Source organism: Candidatus Zixiibacteriota bacterium, from assembly GCA_034003725.1.
Classification (GTDB): domain Bacteria; phylum Zixibacteria; class MSB-5A5; order GN15; family FEB-12; genus WJMS01.
The window spans coordinates 363421-385462 of the sequence record JAVEYB010000001.1 but is presented as its reverse complement, the minus strand read 5'-3'; the positions used below and the strand labels follow the sequence as shown (position 1 = coordinate 385462).

Here is a 22042-nt window from a genome sequence, read left to right as displayed (position 1 = left end):
CTCCCCTGTGAGACGATAAAGTTCAGCTAGTCCAATAAATATACAACTTGATCACGAAGGCGACAAAGCAAATTCCAGTCGCGATTCTGAGGAGCCATAGCTGCCAGGGGGGGGCCTCTTCTGGTATCTCCTTTTCACTTCTCACTGCGAGAAACACCTGGGCGTAGGAGACAAGCGACCAGGCAATCATGATCAGGGTGGCGATCGTCGTGAGTGTGATGCCGAAATGGAAGCGGATGACATAGGAGCCGAGCAGGAAGGCGAGGATGCCGAAGGTGTATTTTCCGACCAGGTTGGAGGGGAGGGTGATTTTCCGTCCGCGCAGCAGGATCGCCCCGGCGCCCAGAATCAGCAGGTCACGACCCACGACCACGAGCGCCAGCCAGACCGGCAGGTCGCGGTACACCACCAGCAGAACAACGGTCGCCCCGGCGAATATCTTGTCGGCGATTGGATCGAGGGCAATACCCAGAGGGGAGACCTGGTTCAGGCGACGGGCAAGGTAGCCGTCGAGAAAGTCGCTGATCCCCGCCACGACAAACAGCGTGACGCAGATTGCCATCCCCGTGCCGTCATCGCGGGCAAGCCCGTACGCGACCCCGGGCAGAAGCAGCACGCGCAGCATGCTGAAAAAGTTCGGCCATGTGACAACGCCATGACTCATCGGATACCGTCGCTCCACGTTTCGATCCACTCGGATGAGCCGAAGGTACGCAGCGGTGCGCCCGGCGGCAAGGCTGCAGATACGGCAAACTTCGGCAGGTGTGTCGCGCGCAGCGCGTACACACGCGACGGTGGGATGGTGTGGAATCGGTCGGGAGGAAAAGCAGATTTTGCGTTGAGGACGAGATCGTTCATGGCCGAATGATTTGAGCGGTTGGGCCGGATGCGGGGCTCGCACACCGTTGCGACTGTGATACAGCCGGTTAGGTGGAAATATTTTCCATGCGGACCTAAACCACATGGGGGAATTGTCCGATACATCAAGTACGAGGATGTCTCCATTTGCAGGCGTGTGAAAAAGAGTTAAACGTTGACCGGGGATATTCTTGTTGACAGCTTAATTCCTTGGCGTGTCTATTTAGTGGATAAAAAAGGTATAGAAGTACATATGTCGATCGCAGAGAGGAGGTCAGTGCGTATAGGACATTTGGTAAGGAACGGTCAGATTTGTGGACTCCCCCGACTACAAGTACTACCAACCGTAATCTCGAGGATTGAGGAAGTATGAAGCTAAAACGTCTCTTTGCAGCGGTCGCTCTGATCTGCCTGCTGGTGACGGGATCCGCCTGGTCAGCGGTTACCGGTTCGATCACGGGTGTCGTTACGGACGCCCAGACGAACGAGCCGTTGATCGGCGTGTCCGTTGCCGTTGTTGGCACGAATCTCGGAGCGGTTACCGACGAAAACGGTAAGTACAAAATAATCAACGTGCCGGTCGGCACCTATACTTTGCGGATGACGGCGGTGGGCTTCGGCGCACTCGAAGTTTCCAACGTGCATGTCTCTGCGGACCTCGCGACCTATCAGGACCAGTCGCTGAGTTCTCAGGCTGCCGACCTGAATAAAACCATCCAGGTCACGGCCGAGGCCCCCCTGGTCGTCAAGGACAAGACGACGTCGGTGGAAGTGGTCTCGCGCGAAGAGCTGCTGGCGCTGCCCACCCGCGGATTCGAGCAGGTGGTCGGTATCCAGAACAGCGTGGTCCGGATGAACTCCAACGTGGATACGCGCCAGCGCGGCAATCGCGAGTCGCTCGCCCAGGGAACCGAAATCAACCTGCGCGGCGGCCGTCCGTCCGAGGTGGCGTATTACGTGGACGGGTTCTCGCAGCAGGATCCGCTCTCCGGTATCTCGACTGCGAATATCAATAACAACGCCATCAAGGAAGTCTCGGTGACCTCGGGCGCCTTCTCGGCCGAATACGGCCACGTCGCCTCCGGTATCGTCAACGTGACGACCAACTCCGGAACCGATGAATTCCACGGCAACTTCGAGGCGGTCTCGGACAATGTCGCCAGCCCCTTCGGCTACGACAGCTTCGATCAGAACTGGTACTCGGGCGACCTGAGCGGCCCGATTCCCGGACTGGAGAAGGGATACTTCTTCGTTTCCGGCGAGCGGCGCTACATGGGCGACAGGGAACCGTCGATCAAGACGAAAGACGTCTACGAAGAGTTCGGCATCAACGAGGGAGACGACAACCTGCAGCGGCTGCCGTACAACTCGCTGAAGGGCTGGTCGTACCAGGGTAAGATCGACTACAACTTCACGCCGAACTTCAAGCTGCAGCTGTCGGGCAACGGTTCGATCGACCGGTGGCAGGAATACCGCCACTATTTCTACAACCCGACGTTCCAGCAGCAGGTGAAACACTCGCCGTTGTACGAGGACAAGAACCTCGGATTGAACGCCAAGGTGACGCATACGCTGAACGCCGAGACGTTCTACAACCTGAGCTTGTCCTACTTCGACACGCAGCGCAAGCGCGGTGACGGCGTGGTGTTCGACGACATCGCCGCCTACGAGCGGGCGCTCCCGAACCCGGAATACGATAACTTCAACCTGTTCCGCGAGGGCAACGCGGTGATCGACACGGCCACCGGTGACACCGTCGGCTATGTCGAGTCCTACTGGACGAACTACTTCGACCGCCGGTCGTCGTATATCGGCCTGAAGGGCGATCTCACCAGCCAGCTCAGCGCCAGCCACACCACCAAGGTCGGGTTCGACTTCCAGCGCCACACCGTGCGCTATTACGAGAACCTCAACCCGACCCAGGGATTCTCGACCGACCGCGTGAACCGCTACGGATTCGACGAGGACGGCGAGGTCAGCGACGACGAAACGTACGTCAACGATACCAAGCACCCGATTAACCTCGGCCTTTACGTGCAGGATCGTTTCGAGTGGCGGGGACTCATTATCAACGCCGGTCTGCGCTTCGACTACTTCGATTACAAAGCGCTTCGGCTGATCGACGAGACCGCGCCGTTCGGCGATGACAACAGCTCGCTGGACCGCGCCGATCTCACGGATTCAGAGAAGTTCACGCGCCTGTCGCCGCGCCTGGGTATTTCGTTCCCGGTCAGCGACAAGACGCAGATGCATATCAACTACGGTATTTTCTATCAGCGTCCCGACCTGCGGCGGCTGTACAACGGCTATGACTTCCTCGAGACCCGTGTCACGGCCGGTTCGTACTACCCGTTCGCCAACCCGAATCTGGAGCCGGAGACGATTACCCAGTACGAGGTTGGTATCACGCAGCAGCTCGGTGACAATACGGCGTTCGATATCACCGCCTATTATAAGGACGTGAAGGATCTGACCCAGATCTTCCACCAGGCGGCGCTGCCGACCGCGTATGACTTCTATGACAACACCGACTACGGGACGGTGAAGGGCGTTGATTTCAACCTGTCCATGCGCCGGACCCGTAACCTCAGTATCGACCTGCGGTATTCGCTCAGCTACGCGACCGGTACGGGCTCGTACGCCAACAGCCAGTACAACATCGCGTGGAAGAACCCGAACGGAGCTCCGAAGTCGACCAACCCGCTGGATTACGACCAGCGTCACAGCCTCATCGGAATCTTCGACGTGCGTACCGGCAAGGGCGAGGGCCCGATGATCGGCAACTTCCGTCCGTTCGAGAACTTCGGATGGAACACCGTGGTCCAGCTGGCCAGCGGTTTGCCGTACACGCCGACGTTGATCTACGACGCCGTGACGCCGAACGCCGCGGTGACCCAGGAGCCGACCGGCGGCATCAACTCCGCCCGCATGCCCTGGCAGTTCACGATCGATATGAAGCTCGAACGCAGCTTCCGGATCGGCGGCAACCAGCTCGTGCCGTACGTGTGGATTCAGAACCTGCTGAATCGTGAAAACGTGGTGGCGGTGTACGAAGGCACCGGCAAGCCGAACACGTCGGGCTACCTCGAGACCGAGGAAGGCCAGGTTCGCGCTTCGTCGACCAGCGAATCCGCCCCCGGCGATGAGTTCGCGTACCGGTACGACTACGCCCAGAACAACCCCAAGAACTACGCCAATCCGCGTATGATCCTGGTCGGGTTGCGTCTGTCATTCTGAGGGAGAAGGGGTAACGTGTTATGAAATTGAAACTTTTGAGTGTTGTGCTGGTCCTGCTCGTGGCGCTGCCATTGATGGCGGCCCCGAGGCTTGACCAGACCCGAAATGCCGCGACATCGTCGATGCAGGTTGACAATACGACGTTTATCGACGCCAACCGCATCCTGATGTTCGTGACGAACCACGGTAACTTCGGTCGCGACCTTGCCGACTTCTTCGGCAACGACTACGGCACCTACTGGCCGTACACGTCGCTGGACGAGATCTTCAGCGGCGCCAACGTCCGCTCGCCTTTGTATGCCGGCGGTCTGTGGGTCGGGGCTACCGACGCCACGACCGGCGACACGCTGATTATCATCTCCGAGTACAGCGATGAGTACGTGCCGGGCCCGATGCAGAACGAAACGTTCATGCCGGACGTGCCAGAATTCCGCGTGTACAAGCTGGAACGGGAATTTCTGGGCCATCCAAACCCGATCTATAATGACTCCGATGTCACACCGGGTACGGCGGACACCCTGATTTTCTCTCCCAATCAGGAGTGGCAGGACTACATGGACTACGCCGTCGCGATGCAGGGAGCTCCTGAGCCATGGCGTATTGACACGACCTATCAAGAGGACAGCGTAACAATAGCGCATATTGATACGATTCCCTCGATCCTCGGTGATCAGCAACTCTGGTCGGTGTTTAACGACGCCGATCCGGCGCAGCACTCCAACGACGCGGGCGAAACGGATCCGCTCGGCCTGGAAGTGCAGATGACCGCATTCGGCTTCAACCGGGAGAACCCGCTCGGGAATATCGTCTTCATGCGCTTCCAGGTCTTTAACAATGGGCCGCGGACGCTGGAGAACTGCTATTTCGCGATCTGGAACGACCCGGATCTGGGCGGCGCGGGCGACGACCTCGTCGGCTGCGACACCAACCTGTCGCTTGGCTTCACCTATAACGCCAACAACAACGACCAGTACTACGGGACGACACCGCCGGCTTACGGCGTGGACTTCTTCCAGGGCCCGCTCGAGTTCACCGGCGATCCCGCCGATACTGCGAAGGCCTGGGGACAGTTGTGGCCCGAATATCGCAATCAGGCCATGTCGTCATTTAATAAGTATATCAACGGTACGGACCCGAACGACTACGTCGAGACGTATCGCTACATGAACGGTCTCACGAACGACGGCAACGACTATACTTACAACGGTGTCGTTTCGAAGTTCGTGCATACCGGCGACCCGGTAACGGGCGAGGGCGACCTCGACGTGGCGCCGGCCGACCGCCGGTTCATGATGTCGACCGGTCCGGTCACCTTCCAGCCGGGCGACTCGACCGAGATCCTCTGCGCGCTGATCGTCGGCCAGGGCGGTGACCGGCTGTCATCGATCTCCGTGCTGAAGTACTACGATGAATTCGCCCAGTCCGCGTACGACATCGACTTCGATATTCCCGAGCCGCCGGCGGCGCCGGTGGTTACGGTGAAGGAATTCGACGAACAGGTCGTACTCACCTGGACGAACGCGTCAGAAGTTGACCCCGGCGACTATCCGTTCCAGGGCTACACCGTGTACCAGGGCGCCTCGCCCAACGGTCCGTGGACCCAGATCGGCAACTTCGACGTCACCGACGGTATCGCGCAGATTCAGGACGCCGTGCTCGATCCGCTGACCGGATCGCTCGAAACCCGTTTGGTCAAAAACGGCAATGACGGCGGCCTCCAGCGGTACTTTGTCGTCAATCAGGATTACCTGCAGGGCGGCAATCTGCGGAATATCACGCAGTATTACTTCCGTGTCGAAGCGTACAGCTACGATCCGGCGGCCACGCCGGTCACGCTGACGTCGGCCAACCGCACGCCGATCGCGGCCCGTCCGCAGGCGCCGACGCCGAACGTCGATTACCCGTCGTCCGCGTATGACACGCTGGATGTCGAGCAGACCGCCGGCGGCTCCGACGGCGTCATCACTCCGCTGATCGTCAACCCGGCGGAAATGACCGGTGACACCTACGAGGTCCGGTTCGCATACGACACCGCAACCGGTATGTTCACCGATACGATTGTCGAGAACTGCGAGTTTGACACGACGATTACGCTCGATACGGTCATCTCCGGAGACACGACCTATATCATCACGCTTCGGGACATCGATACGGTTCCCGGGACCTGCAGTACCTGGACCGAGGAACACTTCGATACCACCATCACCACGGTGTGGAGTCTGGTCAACGTAACGACCGGAACCACGCTGCTGTCGAACCAGCTCAACCAGACCGGTGACGAGGACTATCTCATCACAGAAGGTCTGATGGTGAAGGTGGCCGGCCCAAATCTGGGCGTCGTGGCCATTCGCGAGGTAGCGACCGCCGCCGGACCGCTCGACCCATCGGACAACGTCATGTACTCGCTGAACTCGACGGGTGACTGGTATGTCGAGTCCGACCAGTTCAACAACTTCGCCCGATTGAACTGGCAGGGCAATATCGGCACCTACGACTGGGAATTCCGATTCACGGCCGCCGGTTCTGGGTACTACGACTGGAACACCGATCTGCCGTTTGCGGGCAGAGCGCCGTTCGAAGTGTGGAACATAGGCATCGGGACCCCGGATGATCCATCCGATGACGTCCAGATCAACTTCTCGATCCTCGACGACGATGGATCGGGTGGCTGGAGCTTTGGTGACCGCATCTATCCGTGGGAAGTTCCGTACGTGGAACCGATCCCGGCCGTCCCGCCATACAGCTTCCCGGCGGACTTCCGGATTGGTCGTATTAAGGTCTCGGACAACTCGGGTGCGCTGACTCAGCCCGAGGAAGGCACGATCATTCGGTTTACGACCGCGAAGATCAACACGGCGGAAGACGTGTTCCAGTTCACTTCGTCGGCCCCGATCGTGGTTTCCAGCGGCGACGAGGCGGACCTGAACGCGATCAAGGCCGTGCCGAACCCGTTCTACCTGTACGGACCATACGATCCGTCGCCGGGTAACAAGCAGATTTACTGGCATCACCTGCCCGAACGGTGCTCCATCACGATTTACAATCTGAGCGGTGAACTGATTCGGACGCTCGACAAAGACGACCCGAGCGCCCTGGCGTACTGGGATCTGCTGTCCGAAAAGGGTTTGCCGGTCGCCTCGGGCATCTATATCTGGGTCGTCGATGCGCCGGGCTTCGGCCAGAAGGTCGGCAAGATGGCGATCTTCATGGAACAAGAAGTTCTGCTAATTTACTAGGCGAGGAGGAGAGTAGTAATGAAACATAAGACGATACTCGTGTTGGTCGTTCTCCTTGCCGTAAGCGTAACGTCCGTTTACGCGGGGAACACACAACGCATCGGCACCGCCGGCGCCCAGGAGCTTCTGATACCGATCGGCTCCCGCGGCACCGCGATGGGTGGCGCCGTTCTTTCCACGACCACCGGTGTGGAGTCCATGTACTGGAATCCGGCCGGGCTTGCGTCGCTGGAGGGCACGGAGGCCATGTTCACCTATCTGCCATATATTGCCGACATCGACGTCAACTGGGTCGGTGTGGCGACCTATATCGAGGGCTTCGGTACCCTCGGCGCCGGGGCGAAAGTCGTTTCGATCGGCGATCTCGAGGAAACCACCGACGCGTTCCCGGACGGAACCGGCCGGGAATTCAGCCCGACGCTGTCAGTCATCAACGTGTCCTACGCGCGCGTGCTGACCGCCAACGTGTCGTTCGGCGTGTCGGGGATGTTCATTCACGAGAGCATTTTCGAAGCATCGGCGACCGGTATGGCGTTTGACGTCGGCTTCCTGTACGACCCGCGCTGGAGTGGCGTGACGCTGGGTCTGTCGATCAAGAACTACGGCCCGGAGATGGAGTTCGACGGTATCGGGTTCGATCGCGACATCGGCGACCGCGCCGGACGGCCGATCTCCTCGTCGTTCGACCTGCCGAGCTCGATCAATATCGGTCTGGCGTACGATTTCGTGGACAACGGTCCGCATTTCTCGAGCCTGTCCGGAAATTTCCGGTCCAACAACTATTCGGACGACTATTTCCAGGGCGGATTCGAGTATATGTACGACGGCCGCTATGCGCTTCGCGCAGGCTATAACTTCTCGGACCAGGATTCGTACATCTACGGGTTGACTCTGGGCGCCGGCCTGAACGTCATGTTCGGCGACACCCGGTTCACCTTCGAGTACTCCTGGGCTGAGACCGACGTATTCGACGACAATCAGTTCTTCACGGTGAAGGCCGCCTTCTAAGGGCGCGCGACCGGAAGGATTCCCAGCCGGGCATCGTTGTGATGCCCGGCTGTTTTTTTGCCTTGACGGCGCACGTCGGCGCGCGTAACCTTGGATAACACCGATACGGTGCCGTCCATGGGGACGGGTAATAGGGAAGGCGGTGGAAATCCGTCGCAGCCCCGCTACTGTAACGGCTACTCGCCGGGCACAACGCCACTTGAGTTGATCAGGGAAGGCGCCCGCTGAGGCCTGAAGCCGGAGCCAGGAAACCTGCCGTATCATCTATCGGTTTTGGTGTGCCATCAGCGCGGGCTGATCGGTCAACGACCACCTACGCCAGTGGCGCTCCATGGAGGTTCCATGCAGCGCTTTTTTCGTACCTTGAGGGATCGAAAGCACGATCCCCCCCGAAGGCGGTACGCCGTCGGCGGCGCCGCCCTCACCCTGCTTCTCTTGTTTTCCGCAATAGCCTATGGAGCGGCATTCCCGGATGGAACCACTACCCCGCTGGTGAGGGTATCCGGCGTGGTTCTTGACGACCGGTCCGGCTCAGCGGTGCCGTCAGCGACCGTGAGCCTTCAGCCGGCCGGTTTCGTGACCGTGACGGCTGCCGACGGCACGTTTGCGTTTCGTCTCGTGCCCGAAGGGCGGTATGAGATCGTCGTGCGGTCAGTAGGTTATGAGCCGCCGCCGCCGACCGGTGTGCAAGTGAGCTCGGATCACCCCGTACAGGTGGAGATCCGGATGACACCGACCGTGTATGATCTCGGCAGCGTGTCGGTTGAGGATGTGCGACGACCGTTAAGTTCGGCGCGCCCGCTGGTGATCGACAAGGAAGCCATCCGCACGAGCCGGGCGGGTTCGCTGACCGATGTGCTGCAAAGGGTCGATGGTCTTTACGTACAGGAGGCGGGAGGCGCCGGGCCGGTGGAGATACGGATGCGGGGGAGTTCATCCAAGCAGGTGCTGGTGCTGATCGACGGCCAGAGGCTCAACGCATCGGGGACCGGAGTCGCCGACCTGAGCGGGATTCCGCTGGAGTTGGTGGAACGGATCGAGGTGCACACGGGCGGGGCGTCGGCCGAGTTCGGCCCGGACGCGCTGGCCGGCGCAATCAACATCGTGACCCGGCCCGAGGCGTACGAACGCGATCGCCTGGTGAACCTGTACTCGTCGATCGGCGCGTACCACGCGCTTGAAGGCGGGGTCGATCTGAATAATCCGATTCTGCTCAATGGCGTGTCGAATCGATTCAACTACAGCCATCGTGAAGCCGACGGAGATTTTGAGTACGCGTATGCGGTCGGCGGCTCCGCTGGAGAGCCGGTCACCTACGAAGGCGTCCGTCAGAACAATGAAGTCCGGACCGAAAACTACTTCGGATCGGGGATGGCGCAGCTTGCCCGGCCGCTGTCGCTTTCGTACTCGGTTCATCATCATCGGACGCGTCGGGGACTGCCGGGTTCGGTGTCGCGTCCGGACACGACCGGACGGGCGCGGGACGACCGGCTGATCGGCACGGCGGCGTTGACGTATGCCGCGATGCCTTTGCACCAGCATGAGCTGTCGTTTGGATTCACGCAATTCGATCAGTCGTTCCGTAATCTCGACCCGGCAATCAGCCCGGCCTATCATTACGACAGCCGTTTCCTCAATGACCAGGTGTCGATCAAGCAGAGCTCTCAGGCACAGATCTGGCGGGGGAATCAGGTTCGCGGTCTGCTGGAGTACCGTCGCGACCGTCTGTTTCACGACGATTATCTTCGGTCCCGGTTTGCGATGGGACTGTCGATCAGGAGGAGCAGAGGCGCGGCGCTGATGGTGTCACAGCGCTTCGATGTCGCTCGTGGCATTCCCGTGGATCGCGTCGCGCTGGATGCCGCCATGCGGTATGACTACGCGCAGACGGAAGCCGATTATGTGACGCTGCTCGATCGCGGGGAGTCGCATGTATCGGAGTCGTGGTCACCGCGCATAGGCGCGGCGATATCGTACGGCCGCCGCTATCACTACACGCTTCGCGCGGGCTACGGCAAGTCGCTGCGGCTGCCGTCCATTAACGCGCTGTTCTGGCGCGGTGATGCGCGGTCGACCGGCAATCCGGACCTTCGACCCGAACACGCCGAACACTCCGACATTTCGCTCGAAATCGCCGGTGACCTGCTGGGCGCCGAGGTAGACGCCCATGTTACTTATTTCCACTCGAACGTGACCGATATGGTGGTCTGGATGGTCAACTTCCAGGACCAGTGGCAGCCGATGAATCTCGGAAGAGCCCGGATCACGGGACACGAGGAGTCTCTCGCCGTGTCGGCGCTGGGGAAGAGGATTCGTCTGGAGTGGCACAACGCCGTCACCGACGCAGTCAACAAGGTGCCCGACCACGCCACCTATAACAAACGACTCGTGTTCTATCCCCGGTATCTGTCGCGGCTGTCCGTGGAAGGGCGGCTTGGTGTTGTGTCGGCACGTTACTCGATCCGCTGGGCCGACAAGACCTACACCAACGACGCCAACACGAAGTACTACGGGGCGTACCGGGTCGATGATCTCGCGCTCGGGGTCGAGTTTTCGCTGGGTGCGCACTGGACAGCCGGCGGGACAGCCCGAATCGATAACCTTCGCGACCGGGACTACGTGCTTCTGGCGAACTATCCGATGCCGGGGAGGACAATCGGCGCCGATATTCGCCTGACTTTCACTCCGGGCAGCGGACGGACGAGTGCGCAGGCGGAACTGGCGGCCGACAATCGGGCGCACTGACGGACGATCCCGTCATCATGCAACGGAAATGGAGCAAACAGTGATACGCACATTGATATATGCACTGGCAGTCTTTTCGGCGTCTGCGGCTTTTGCCGCCGGTCCGTCGGTCTATGTCGTCAACGGTACGGGGGAGACACTGTCCCGGATCGCAGTCGATTCAAACATCGTTCACAACAACATCGTGTCGCTCGGCTCGGATATCAACGCCGCGCCGAACCAGATCGTGATCCGTGACACGCTGGCGTACGTGGTCTGTTCTGCAACCGATGAGATTCAGATGGTCAACCTCCGCACCAACACGACGGCTGGTTATATAGAGCTGCCGTCGGGCTCGAATCCGTACTGGCTGGCATTCTATAATGACAGTCTCGCGTATGTCTCATTGTTGACGGCGAACGCGGTGGCGCGGCTGAACGTCACCACGCATCAGGTGGTCGATCAGTTTCCGGTCGGGAAGACTCCCGAAGGACTCGTGATTGCCGATCACAAGCTGTATGTCGCCAACACGGGGTTTGACTTCAGCACCTTCATGTACGATCCGGGGCGGGTAACCGTGTACGATATCGGTCCGGATACGCTGGTCGCGGATATCGCCGTCGGGCTTAACCCGCAGTTTCTCGATGTCGATCGCGAGGGGCTGGTGCACGTGAGTTGTACCGGCGATTACTTCTCGGTCTTCGGGTCAGCACATATCGTGGATCCGCAAAGCGACACGGTCATAGACTCGGTACTGCCGGGAGGATCTCCGGGACAGATTGCCGTCGGCGTTGACAACATCGTCTATATGGCGGCAGGCGGGTTCACCGAAGACGGGTTCGTGTTCAGCTACGATGCAACCACCGGCGCCGTCTATCACGGCAGCAGCGACCCGCTCGAAGTTGATCAGAACTGCCTTTCGGTAGCGGCCTATTCGGACAGCACGCTGTTTACGGCTAGTTTCACGGATTTCGTCCAGCGCATCGATGCCGACGGGACAGAACTCGGTCGCTGGGCCGTCGGTGACGGTCCGTTTCATATCGTAGTTGACTACCGACCCGGCGACGTCAACGGTGATTTCGAAACCGATCTCTCCGATCTCATCTATATGGTCAACGAGCTCTTTCTGGGTGGCCCACCTGCGGTGTGGCCGACCTGGCGCGCAAATGTCAACGGCGATTTCAACCGCGATCTCTCAGATCTCATTTATATGGTCTCCTTCCTCTACCTCGGTGGTCCGAGACTGACTCCGGGCCCGACCTGGATGCAGTGATCTGCGACGGCAATTGTCGCCGGCCATCCGCTGCCCGGCTCCGCGACCACGGGACCGGGCGGCGTTTCTGTGCTTACCTGTTCGGATGCAAGCAGATGAGATTCGGGGCAGGATTTGGCACCTTCTCGAAACAAGAGTAAAATGGCAGTCCTTGAGAACTTTTTCACTATACCTGTCAGGAATAATGCCGATAAAGTAAGTATAGATTACCTAACGTAAAGGAGTTACGGGGGATAAAAGTCTACAAAATAGTACAATATGCACTGAATAAACCCCTGTTTCCAGAAGAAATCACTTGCGTGATCGACATCCAAGATGTATTTACTCCTGAAGTTGGAACATGACATTAGCATGACAAACGATATAAGTCGGGTGAGGTGTTGTATGGCAAAAACTCCTGGGTTCAGCATACCCACCGCAATCAGAGCAGGGGGCGCGCTTCTCGCAGCGGCGCTCGTGCTGGTTTCGGTCGTGGTATCACAGGAATCCCAGCCGGATGATGAAACCTGTCTCATGTGCCACGAGGGCATGGACGCGGGACTTGCGGCGACGGCTCACCAGCTCAGTGCACAGGTGAACAAGCCGTCTCTCCAGATTTCCTGCGTCAGCTGTCATACCGGCGCCGCCGTGCACGTGGACGATCCCTCGGTCGATAACATCGGCAATCCCGCGCGGATGTCAACGCACGAGCAGAACCTCGTTTGCTCGTCCTGTCATCAGCCGCACAAGGAGCAGGGGACGCTCGGATTCGATCCGCACATCGGACAGGACCTGGCATGTGGTGATTGCCACGGCGTCCATGACGCCGGCGTCTCGCTCTTGCTGGACGATGACGGCGAGTTTTGCGGTCAGTGCCACGTGTCGGTTGTCAACGGGTTCCGTCAGCGGTCCAATCATCCGCTCGTGAGCGGCAACGTATCCTGTATGTCCTGCCATGATTTTACGGGCACGGCCGAGCCCATGTTCGGTCACGGCGGTTCGGCCAACTGTCTTTCCTGCCATCAGGAACTGGCCGGTCCGTTTGTCTACGAGCATGAGGCGGGCAGTTCGTTTACGACCGAGGGCGACGGATGTGTGACGTGTCACGCGCCGCACGGCAGCCCCAACGAACGGCTGCTGAATCAGCCGGCCGCCAGCCTCTGCCAGTCCTGTCATGGCGTGCCCGCCGGGCACCTGACCACCCACAACGGCATCGGCTCGCAGTACACCTGTATGGAGTGTCACAGCGCCGTGCACGGTTCTCACGACAATCGTGGCCTGCTCGACTCGCAGCTCGGCACCAAGATCGGTGACGGCCCCGGCTCCTGCTTCTGCCACAATGTGCTGGATTGAGGAGGGTGGCAATGAAACGAATACTCATACTGCTGGGGTTGTCGGCGCTGTTGTCGGCCGGGACGGTTCTCGCAGCGGACTTCCGCGGCGACGCCAAGGTCGGGTACGTTTACCTCGACCAGGAAGGCAACCAAGCGATGAATCAGCCGACCTTCAACCTGTATGAAGGCGGCGTCCTCTCGCTGGAGAACTTCCGCTACAGCTGGGACAACGGCCTCCGGCTGTTCGGCGATTTTAATAACATCACCATGAACAACCGTAACCTCGCGCTTGGCGTCCAGAAGAGCGGTCTGGGAGGCGTGTCGCTTCGGCACGACAAATACCGCCGGGTGTACAGTTTCGACGGCGAGCGCTATACCCGCCGCGAGCAGACGGCCGGACAGGTTTGGGTCAATCCTGTCGAGCACGTCAAGCTGTTCGGAGGCTACGGGCTGACCCGCAAGGCCGGGCAGATGGTTGACCTCGTGGATCCGGCAGGCTCGGCGGGCCTGAACGACGTCGACTACTCGCAGTCGTACTACAACGCCGGGGCGGAATTCACCTACAATCGCAGCCGTCTCGAAGTGGAGTACCGCGGATCGAGTTACGGTGACGATATCGACGATCTTCGCGACCGCGATACCCGTCGTCTCCGGGCCACTGCCGTGACCCCGCTGCCGCGGTACGAGAATCTGCTGCTCAACGGCGGATTCCAGAATTACCGGGGTCGGCTGGTCAACCGCGACGATACGCTGACCGCCAACACCGCGTGGCTCGGCGCCCGGTGGTTCTACGGCGACGGCTACACCGTCCGCTACAGCTTCGTCTTTGACCGCGCCCGCCGCACGGGTGATCTGACCGCCACCGACAACCTCGTCAACGCCCTCTACGCCGGCAAGACCTGGCGCGGCAAAGGCGGCGTGCAGGCAGGCTACCGCCACCGCATCAACGATGACGTCGCCGACGAAGTCACCGACAACGGCTATGTCCTCTCGGGATGGATCAACGCCACCCCGGACCTGCAGCTTCGCGCCGGCTTCGGATCGGAGACCTCAGAGGTGCAGGAAGGGACCACGCTCACCGGCGATCAGGATCGCACCCGCCTGTGGGGACAGGTTCGCTACCGCCACACATACGGGACGATCCGCCTGAAAGGCGAGAGCCGGTCTACGGAGAACGATGATATCGGCACCAGCGCCGACTTTTTCCGCCTCGGAAGCGACCTGTCGGTCAGCCTGACGAAGTATGGGACCGTGAGCGCGTCGTACGCCTACAGCGACGGTGAATACGAAAATGTGGAGGGCGTCTTCCAGCTGCGCCAGCACGTCTTCAACGGCGACTTCCTGTCGGTCGTATACCGGAAGGCGCAGGTCGGATTCGGCGGCACCTATGTCCGGTCGCAGCGCGACCTCGACGTGGAGAGCTTCTCCGTGCGGATGTCGGGCCGATACGAGTTCATTCCGAAGAACAAGATTGAGGTCATCTATTCGGCGCACAATTTCGACAACTTTGCCGACACCGTCGGCCTTTACACCGAGTATTACACGGCGAACGTGGTTGAGGTCAACCTCATCCATGAGTTTTAGCCGGTTAGGGAAGAGATCACAGCATTATGAAACGCATTATGCATATGGAGCGCAGTCTCCCAATGGAGGTAGCTATGGTACGCATCAAATGGGCCGCGTTCGTGTTCGCCGCAATGGCGCTGGTCATGCTTGCCCTGACCGGATGCGAACGGGAAATCACGGGTGACGTCAAGGCGATCACCGACAACAGCGCGCAGAACTGCTTCAGCTGTCACAGCGGGCAGATGGACGCCCAGCAGGGCGAGTGGGCAAACTCGACGCATGCGTCGGGCAATAACGTCGACTACACCAACCGCGGCGGCAGCGACTGCACGGCCTGCCACGACCATGAAGGTTTCGTGCAGTTCATTACGACCGGAACGCTTCCGAGCGAGCCGTTCTCGACCGTCAGCGCGATCGGCTGCTTCACCTGCCACAATCCGCATGAAAGCGGCGACTTCACGCTGCGCACAGCCGAGCCGTACACGCTGATGAACGGCGTCGTGTTTGACCACTTCTCCGGCAACCTCTGCGTCAACTGCCACCATTCGCGTACCGACGTGCGCACGATCGGCGACAACCAGTCGGTGAACTCCCGTTACGGCCCGCACCACGGCCCGCAGGGTGAAATGGTGCAGGGGACCGGCGGTTACGAGTTCCCGGGCGAAGGGTACACCTTCCCGAGTTCTCCGCACGCCACCCAGGTGCGCGAAGCGTGCGTCGGCTGCCACATGGGCAATCCGCAGGCCCACGACGGTTACAAAATCGGCGGACACAGCTTCAATATGGTTGACGATGAGAGCGGCTACGACCTCTCCGGTGTGTGCGCCAACGCCTCCTGTCACCCCGGCGTGAATACGTTCGACTTCACCGCCGATGCGGATTACGACAACGACGGTTCAATTGAAGGCTATCGGACCGAGACCGAGGGTATGCATGACAGTCTCGGAGTCCTGCTGCAGGCGGCCGGCGTTCTCTCCGGCACCGGCACGCCGTTGAGCGGCACGATCGCCGACGGCAATGTCGCCGGCGCCCTGTACAACTATGTCTTCATCATCGATGATCAGTCCGTCGGCGTGCACAACTTCAGCTACTCGCGCAGTTTGCTGGAGGCGTCGATTGATTATATGAACGGCGTCCTCGCCAGCGGCGCCACGACGAAGACCACCGACGGTCCGGCCGTGGTCAAAATGGTATCCTCGCACTGACCGACATCAGGGTAATCAAAAAAGCCCCTTCCTGCGAAGGGGCTTTTTTGTTTGCGGACCTGCCGCCATCCATGGTAGCACGCGGCCGCTCCAGGGGAGGGAGGGGGCTGTTCAACACGACACACCATCGCTGCGCCTGGCTTCGGCGCCCGGTTCCGGCTGGGAATCGAGGCACCGCGACCAGATACTGTACATCTCTTTTTCGCTCGTACGGGAATTGATTACCGGGTCGGCGGCCCCCTGGCGGATCATGTCGGCGAACCGCTTCAGCAGCATGGGGTCGAACGACGTGCCCGATTCTTTTTCCATCATCTCCAGGGCCTGATCCGGCAGGTAGGCGACGCGGTAGACGCGGTCCGACGTCAGGGCGTCGAACACGTCCGCTATCCCGACAATCCGCGCTCCCAGCGGTATGTCCTCGCCGCGCAGGCCGAGCGGATAGCCGCTGCCGTCGATCTTCTCGTGGTGATACAGAATGATCGGCTTGATGTCCCAGGGAAACTCCCGATCCGCCAGCAGGTCGAGGCCGGCCTGCGCGTGGGTCTTGATCTGGCGAAACTCTTCGTCGGTAAGGCGGCCCGACTTCTTCAACACGGCGTCGTCGATCGTGAGCTTGCCGATATCATGCAGCAGGGCGCCCGCCACGACAGTCTTCAACTGCGACGTGCGAAGTCCCAGTTCCTGACCCAGCAGCAACGCCAGCGAGGCCACCCGGTCGGAATGTCCCTTGGTATACGGGTCCTTCTGGTCGACCTCGACCGCCATGGCGTTGAAAATCTCGAGGTACAACAACTCGATGGAACTGATAGCCTGTTCGGTCTGCTCGCGGCGACCGGTCGCCTTGAGCGATGCGTACAGGTGATACGACGCCTCGAGATCATTCAGCGCGTCGTAGGGTCGGCCGGCGGCCCGGTGCAAAAGGCCGCGCTCCAGCATGACATCGGCCTCGAGAAACCGCGAACCGATCTCATGGCACATCGCCAGCGCTTCGTCAAAGCAGCGCATCGCCGTTTCGTGGTCCCCGCGCGCCGCCGCTATTTTGCCGGCGATCTTGCGGACTTCCACGAGATGGCCGTTGACAACACCGGTCTCCCGGAGCTGCTCGTGCGCCTTGGTGCAGTGCCGATCCGCATCGGCCGCGAACCCTTTCTTCAAATACAGGTCGGCGAGGTTGATATCGACTATCAGGGCAAGCGATGCGTCCTTGATCTGGCCCGCGATCGCGTAGGCCTCCTGGAAGTGATCGAAGGCCTCGTCGTTCAGGCCCCGTTCCAGCAGGGTGATCGCGACGTTGTTGCGCGTGTACGCGGCCTTGCGGATCTCATTGAATTCACTGTAGGTGGTCAGCGACTCGCGGTACAGTTCGAGCGCCCGCCGCCAGTTGCCGCGCATGTTCTGCACCGCCCCGAGGTTGTTCACCAGGTCGGCGCAGAGCATGCGGTTGTCAAGCGTCCGGGCGAGTGTGATGGCTTCCTCCAGCGTCACCTCGGCCTCTTCGAATTCGCCAAGCTCCACGTAAATGACGCCGAGGTTTCTGAGGGCCTTGCAGGTCCCGGTGGTGTCATCGAGCCTGCGGTAGGCGCCGATCGCCCGCTGAAGGTAGCCGAGGGCTCGGTCGTAGTCACCCTGTTTGCCGAGCAACTGGCCGATCTGAGTGAAGGTCTCGGACTTCACCTGCAGGTGACTGGAGTCGCGACAAAACAACAGCACTTTCTGGTACTCTTCGATAGCCTGCTCGATTTTACCCTGTGATGCGAACGCCTTGCCTTTTTCGCGGTGGAGGTCGATTCGCAGGTCCAGCGAGTACTCAGGAATGCCCTTGGAGTCCCAGATGTCTTCGACCGACTGGAGGTAGTCGATCGCTTTGTCGAATTCGAACGATGCGACGGCCTGTTTGGCCAGTCGCATCAGGTTGTCGATGGTCTCCGACCAGTCAGGTCCGGCGGCGGACCGGGTCAACGTATCCGGGGAGCTAGTCGACGGTGTTCGTTGCAGTGTGGTGAAGCCCATGGTGTGTTCCCTTTACCGGTCCGTCCGCCGTTTCAACTGCTCGATAGCCTGGATCGCATCCTGGAAACCCCGGTCCACACCGAGCTGTCGGTATTGGGCAGCCGCGGCGTTATACGTGGCTTCGGCGATGTCGATCCGGCCGGACTCACGGTGCAGGTGTCCCTGTTCGCACAAAAGATCCGCCTGCAGGGCGGCCAGTTTGTGTTCGACAGCCTTGCGGTAGCTTTCTTTGGCCAGCTGTTCGGCGGCGTCGAAATCACCGCTCACGCGAAGGATACGGCACTCGATCAGGGCCAGCTCGACTTCCAGCGCCCGTGAATTGAGCCCCGGCAGGATCTTGCGGGCCGTGTCGATGACCGATCGCGCGAGGACGGTTTCCTTTTGTTCGAGATAACAGCGGGCGATATGCTGGTAGCAGATTTCAACCAGCGTGAGGTCTTTCTCACTCAGCGCGATCGCCAGCGCGTCGTTGAGGCTGTCCACGGCGGCGGTGAAGTCGCGCAGTTCGATTTCGGCCAGCCCGATATTGAGCAGGACATATCCCTGGCGGATCAGGTTTCCGGAGGCCTGGAAATCGGCCAGGCAGAGCTTGAACGACTTTAACGCGCCGCGGTGGTCGCCGGTGGCGGACTTGATCGCAGCCACGGTGTTGAGAATGGTGGCGCGGAGTTCGTGCTGACCGGCGGTCGACGCCCAGCCGAGAGCCTTCTCGCACAACTCTTCGGCGTCGCGGTAACGGCCCTGCTGGAAGCACATGTTGGCGCGGTTGCGGGCGCATTCCGACGCCCCTTTGCAGTCATCCAAATCCAGGAAGAGCCGCTCGGCTTCCACGTAACACCGCTCGGCACCCGTCCAGTCCGATTGCATCATGAGGGCGCGTCCGGTTTCCTTGAGGATTCCGGCCCGGACCGTGCGGTCGTGGTCGGCTTCGGGCGTGTCGAGGGCTGACTTGAGCAACTCAAGTGCGACCACCGGGTTGCCCTGCTTGAGCCAGCCCCGCGCCAAGTCCAGCAGTGCCGCGCCGTCGCGAATGCCCGAGCGGTAGCTCGTTCCGGTTTGTTCTTTCGTCAGCGTTTTCATTGTCTCATCCATCGTTTTGAGTCTGCGTTGACATTCCTATCGTCGTCTCAGTTTCCGCCGCCGGGGTTGTCGGAAATCAGGCCGTACGCAGAGAAATGATCCAGCTGGGCCGTGACCAGCATGTTCACCGGGTCTACCGTGCAAATCATATCTTCCCACTGGCCGGACTGCTCATTGAAGTAGCCGATTCGAATCGACGAGGCGTCGACGCCCGTCAGATCGGCGTCGCGGTAACTCATCGTCACTGTTACCGGCTTATCGAACACCAGGCCGCTGGTTCCGAAGTCGTTGTAGAATTTGCTGAGGTCGGGAATCGAAATACTGAAGAGCGTATCGTTTGGCACGGCGCCGGCAGGTATGTCGAGCACCACATCCAGCAGCACCAGGCGACCACCCTCCGCGGCGGAGATCACGCTGTCGGCATACAGCTCGCCGACCAGACTGGCCGCGGCAAGAGTGCTCGATCCGCGCTGCAGCAGAACCGGTTCCGTGGTTGCCGACGTATCACCGATCGGTGACCGCGAGCATCCCGTTACCAGCAGTGCCCCCGCCAGTACCAGCATTGCCCCCGCAAGCCAGACATTGTGGTTTTTGAATCGTGACATCAGACATCTCCTTCGAGTGGTAGTGGGCCGTGAATTTTCCATCTGCGGAGATACCACGCAAGCCCGATGCCGACGCCGCGACATCCATGCAAGTTATGACATGACCGTTGGTTACGGCAGTCTGCCGACCTACTGATCGATCGGCCGGGAGAGCGTTATCGGCACGAAATGGACCACGCCGAAAACGCCGAAACAGTTCAGGTGAATGAATGACAGGAGATTAGCGTGATTGGGGGAAGACTGGAACGAATCATACCACCGTTACGGTTTCCGCCGATTTTGTTCCAGTCCCGCCCCGTCAATAATCCTGCGCAGACGCGGGCGGGAGATTCGAAGCAGTCGGGCGGTCTCGGACTTGTTCCAGTCGCACATATTAAGGATCTGCTTGACGATATTCTGCTCGATCTCATCGAGGCTGATTCCCTGGTCCGGAAGGTCGACCACGATCTGCCTGCGGTCGGCCGCCGTGATACGACCCGTCCGCAGCGCCACGTTGACGTCGTCGGGACCGATCGCGCCGCTTCGCGTCAGCAGGACGGCCCGCTCTATGACGTTGCAGAGCTGTCGTACGTTTCCGGGCCACCGGCATTGCTGCATCGACTGGACGGCCTCCGGCGTAATCATCAGTCCCGGCTTGCCGTAATTGGTGGCGTAATAGCCGAGGTAATACTCGATCAGTTCGGGAATGTCTTCCGGCCGTTCGCCCAGCGGAGGAATACGGATGGTGAGGAGATTCAGCCGGTAATAAAGGTCTTCGCGGAAAGCGCCGCGCTCGATCGCGCGTTCCAGATCGAGATTGGTTGCCGCCACGACACGAACGTTGATATCCTTCTCATCGACCGTCCCCACTTTGCGCAGCTTCTTGTCTTCGAGAATTTTCAGCAGCTTCGCCTGCGCCGAAGCCGACAGGTTGCCCACCTCGTCGAGAAACAACGTGCCGTTTTCGGCATACTCGAACAGCCCCGCCTTGTCGGACTTGGCGTCGGTGAACGCACCGCGAACATGACCGAACAACTCCGACTCGAACAATTCATCGGGGATGGCGGAACAGTTCACTTCCACGAGATTGTGATCCGCCCGGATACCCGAGTTGTGCAGGACCTTCGAGATGAGACTTTTCCCGGTGCCGGTGTCGCCGAGAATAAGCGCGCTGGGGAAATCCACGTCGGACAGCAGCCTGATCGTCTTGCGAATTTCGGCGATGGCTGCGGAGGAACCGATCAGCGCCTGTGTATTGAATTTGGTGGTCACCTGTTGCTGGCGGCGCGGCGCCTCCTCCAGCTCCTGCAACAACGCCCGCAGTCGTTCCAGGCACTGCGCTTCGGTCAGTATCTCCGACACCCCCAGCTTGGCGACGCGCATGGCGCTTTCGAGCGACGGGCTTTTGGCCTTGCCGATTATTTTCACTTTCTCTCCGGCAGTGGCCACCGAAAGCAGAAAGTCGGCGTCGGCATACAACGGGTTGTCCAGATCGACAAAGACTGTCAGCGGAGCGCTGTCCGCATCAAACAGCGTCAGATCGGAATACCACGTGAGCGTCTCGGCCGCCGGTCCGAAACGTTCACCGATCGATACCTTATCCTTCTCGCTGACGATTTTACCGTAGACGATTGCTCTGCCCGACATGGTCGCTCCTTATAGCGACTGTATCGGAACGATCCAGGCAAAGCTGTAGATGAACAGCGCCGGGAACTTCGTGTTGAAGAGAGGTGAGCCCCGATAGCAGGACAAAAAAATTGGAAAGCTCACTCAATGACAACCAAGATTGAGGAGCTTTCCAATCACTTGGTAGCGGTACGGGGAATCGAACCCCGGTTTGATGGCTGAGAACCATCCGTCCTAACCACTAGACGATACCGCCGATTCAATGCGCAATGCTAATAAGCAACAGCCGGAATATATGAGGGTTTTATATCGTGTCAAGAGA

Annotated in this window: 14 protein-coding genes, 1 tRNA gene and 1 riboswitch; of the genes, 8 read left to right on the top strand and 7 right to left on the bottom strand. The window is 59.9% G+C overall.

What is annotated here, in order from left to right; all coding sequences use genetic code 11:
• Nucleotides 1–22: 22 nt before the first annotated feature.
• Together RBT76_01715 and RBT76_01710 are read right to left on the bottom strand one after the other, a co-directional pair.
• Complete coding sequence (locus RBT76_01715) at nucleotides 23–664, bottom strand: CDP-alcohol phosphatidyltransferase family protein (GenBank protein ID MDX9856486.1); 642 nt, start codon at nucleotides 662–664, stop codon at nucleotides 23–25.
• On the bottom strand, nucleotides 661–858 hold the full coding sequence (locus RBT76_01710; GenBank protein MDX9856485.1) for a hypothetical protein: 198 nt from the start codon (nucleotides 856–858) through the stop codon (nucleotides 661–663). Before RBT76_01710 ends, RBT76_01715 begins: the two co-directional genes overlap by 4 nt.
• 369 nt (nucleotides 859–1227) lie before the next feature.
• On the opposite strand from RBT76_01710, the gene RBT76_01705 reads away from it, so the two are divergent.
• The 8 genes from RBT76_01705 (at nucleotide 1228) to RBT76_01670 (ending at nucleotide 16420) form a co-directional block, all read left to right on the top strand.
• Nucleotides 1228–4095 carry a TonB-dependent receptor gene (locus tag RBT76_01705; protein MDX9856484.1) on the top strand — a complete coding sequence of 956 codons (2868 nt, stop codon included), beginning with the start codon at nucleotides 1228–1230 and terminating at the stop codon, nucleotides 4093–4095.
• Nucleotides 4096–4115: 20 nt separating this feature from the next.
• Nucleotides 4116–7331, top strand: a complete 3216-nt coding sequence (locus RBT76_01700; GenBank protein MDX9856483.1) for a hypothetical protein — start codon at nucleotides 4116–4118, stop codon at nucleotides 7329–7331.
• Between the two features lie 18 nt (nucleotides 7332–7349).
• Nucleotides 7350–8339, top strand: a complete 990-nt coding sequence (locus RBT76_01695; protein ID MDX9856482.1) for a PorV/PorQ family protein — start codon at nucleotides 7350–7352, stop codon at nucleotides 8337–8339.
• A gap of 89 nt (nucleotides 8340–8428) precedes the next feature.
• Nucleotides 8429–8614: riboswitch (cobalamin riboswitch) on the top strand.
• 67 nt (nucleotides 8615–8681) lie between these two features.
• Nucleotides 8682–11084, top strand: a complete 2403-nt coding sequence (locus RBT76_01690; GenBank protein MDX9856481.1) for a TonB-dependent receptor — start codon at nucleotides 8682–8684, stop codon at nucleotides 11082–11084.
• Between the two features lie 40 nt (nucleotides 11085–11124).
• Nucleotides 11125–12336, top strand: a complete 1212-nt coding sequence (locus tag RBT76_01685; protein ID MDX9856480.1) for a hypothetical protein — start codon at nucleotides 11125–11127, stop codon at nucleotides 12334–12336.
• A gap of 384 nt (nucleotides 12337–12720) precedes the next feature.
• Nucleotides 12721–13668 (top strand): cytochrome c3 family protein, encoded by a 948-nt coding sequence (locus tag RBT76_01680; GenBank protein MDX9856479.1) that lies wholly within the window; start codon nucleotides 12721–12723, stop codon nucleotides 13666–13668.
• A gap of 11 nt (nucleotides 13669–13679) precedes the next feature.
• A complete protein-coding gene (locus tag RBT76_01675; protein ID MDX9856478.1) occupies nucleotides 13680–15233 on the top strand; it encodes a hypothetical protein in 1554 nt (517 codons plus the stop codon).
• 74 nt (nucleotides 15234–15307) lie between these two features.
• Nucleotides 15308–16420, top strand: a complete 1113-nt coding sequence (locus RBT76_01670; protein MDX9856477.1) for a hypothetical protein — start codon at nucleotides 15308–15310, stop codon at nucleotides 16418–16420.
• A 111-nt stretch (nucleotides 16421–16531) separates the two neighbouring features.
• Here RBT76_01670 and RBT76_01665 read toward each other — a convergent pair whose 3' ends face one another.
• From RBT76_01665 to RBT76_01645, 5 genes are all read right to left on the bottom strand, one after another.
• Nucleotides 16532–18430, bottom strand: coding sequence for a tetratricopeptide repeat protein (locus RBT76_01665; GenBank protein ID MDX9856476.1), 1899 nt, complete (start codon nucleotides 18428–18430; stop codon nucleotides 16532–16534).
• A 12-nt stretch (nucleotides 18431–18442) separates the two neighbouring features.
• Nucleotides 18443–19510, bottom strand: coding sequence for a tetratricopeptide repeat protein (locus RBT76_01660; protein ID MDX9856475.1), 1068 nt, complete (start codon nucleotides 19508–19510; stop codon nucleotides 18443–18445).
• A 47-nt stretch (nucleotides 19511–19557) separates the two neighbouring features.
• Entirely contained in the window at nucleotides 19558–20115 is a 558-nt protein-coding gene (locus RBT76_01655) for a hypothetical protein (protein ID MDX9856474.1), read from the bottom strand.
• Nucleotides 20116–20376: 261 nt separating this feature from the next.
• Nucleotides 20377–21741, bottom strand: a complete 1365-nt coding sequence (locus tag RBT76_01650; GenBank protein MDX9856473.1) for a sigma-54 dependent transcriptional regulator — start codon at nucleotides 21739–21741, stop codon at nucleotides 20377–20379.
• Between the two features lie 160 nt (nucleotides 21742–21901).
• Nucleotides 21902–21976 (bottom strand) — tRNA-Glu (locus RBT76_01645).
• Between the last annotated feature and the right edge of the window lie 66 nt (nucleotides 21977–22042).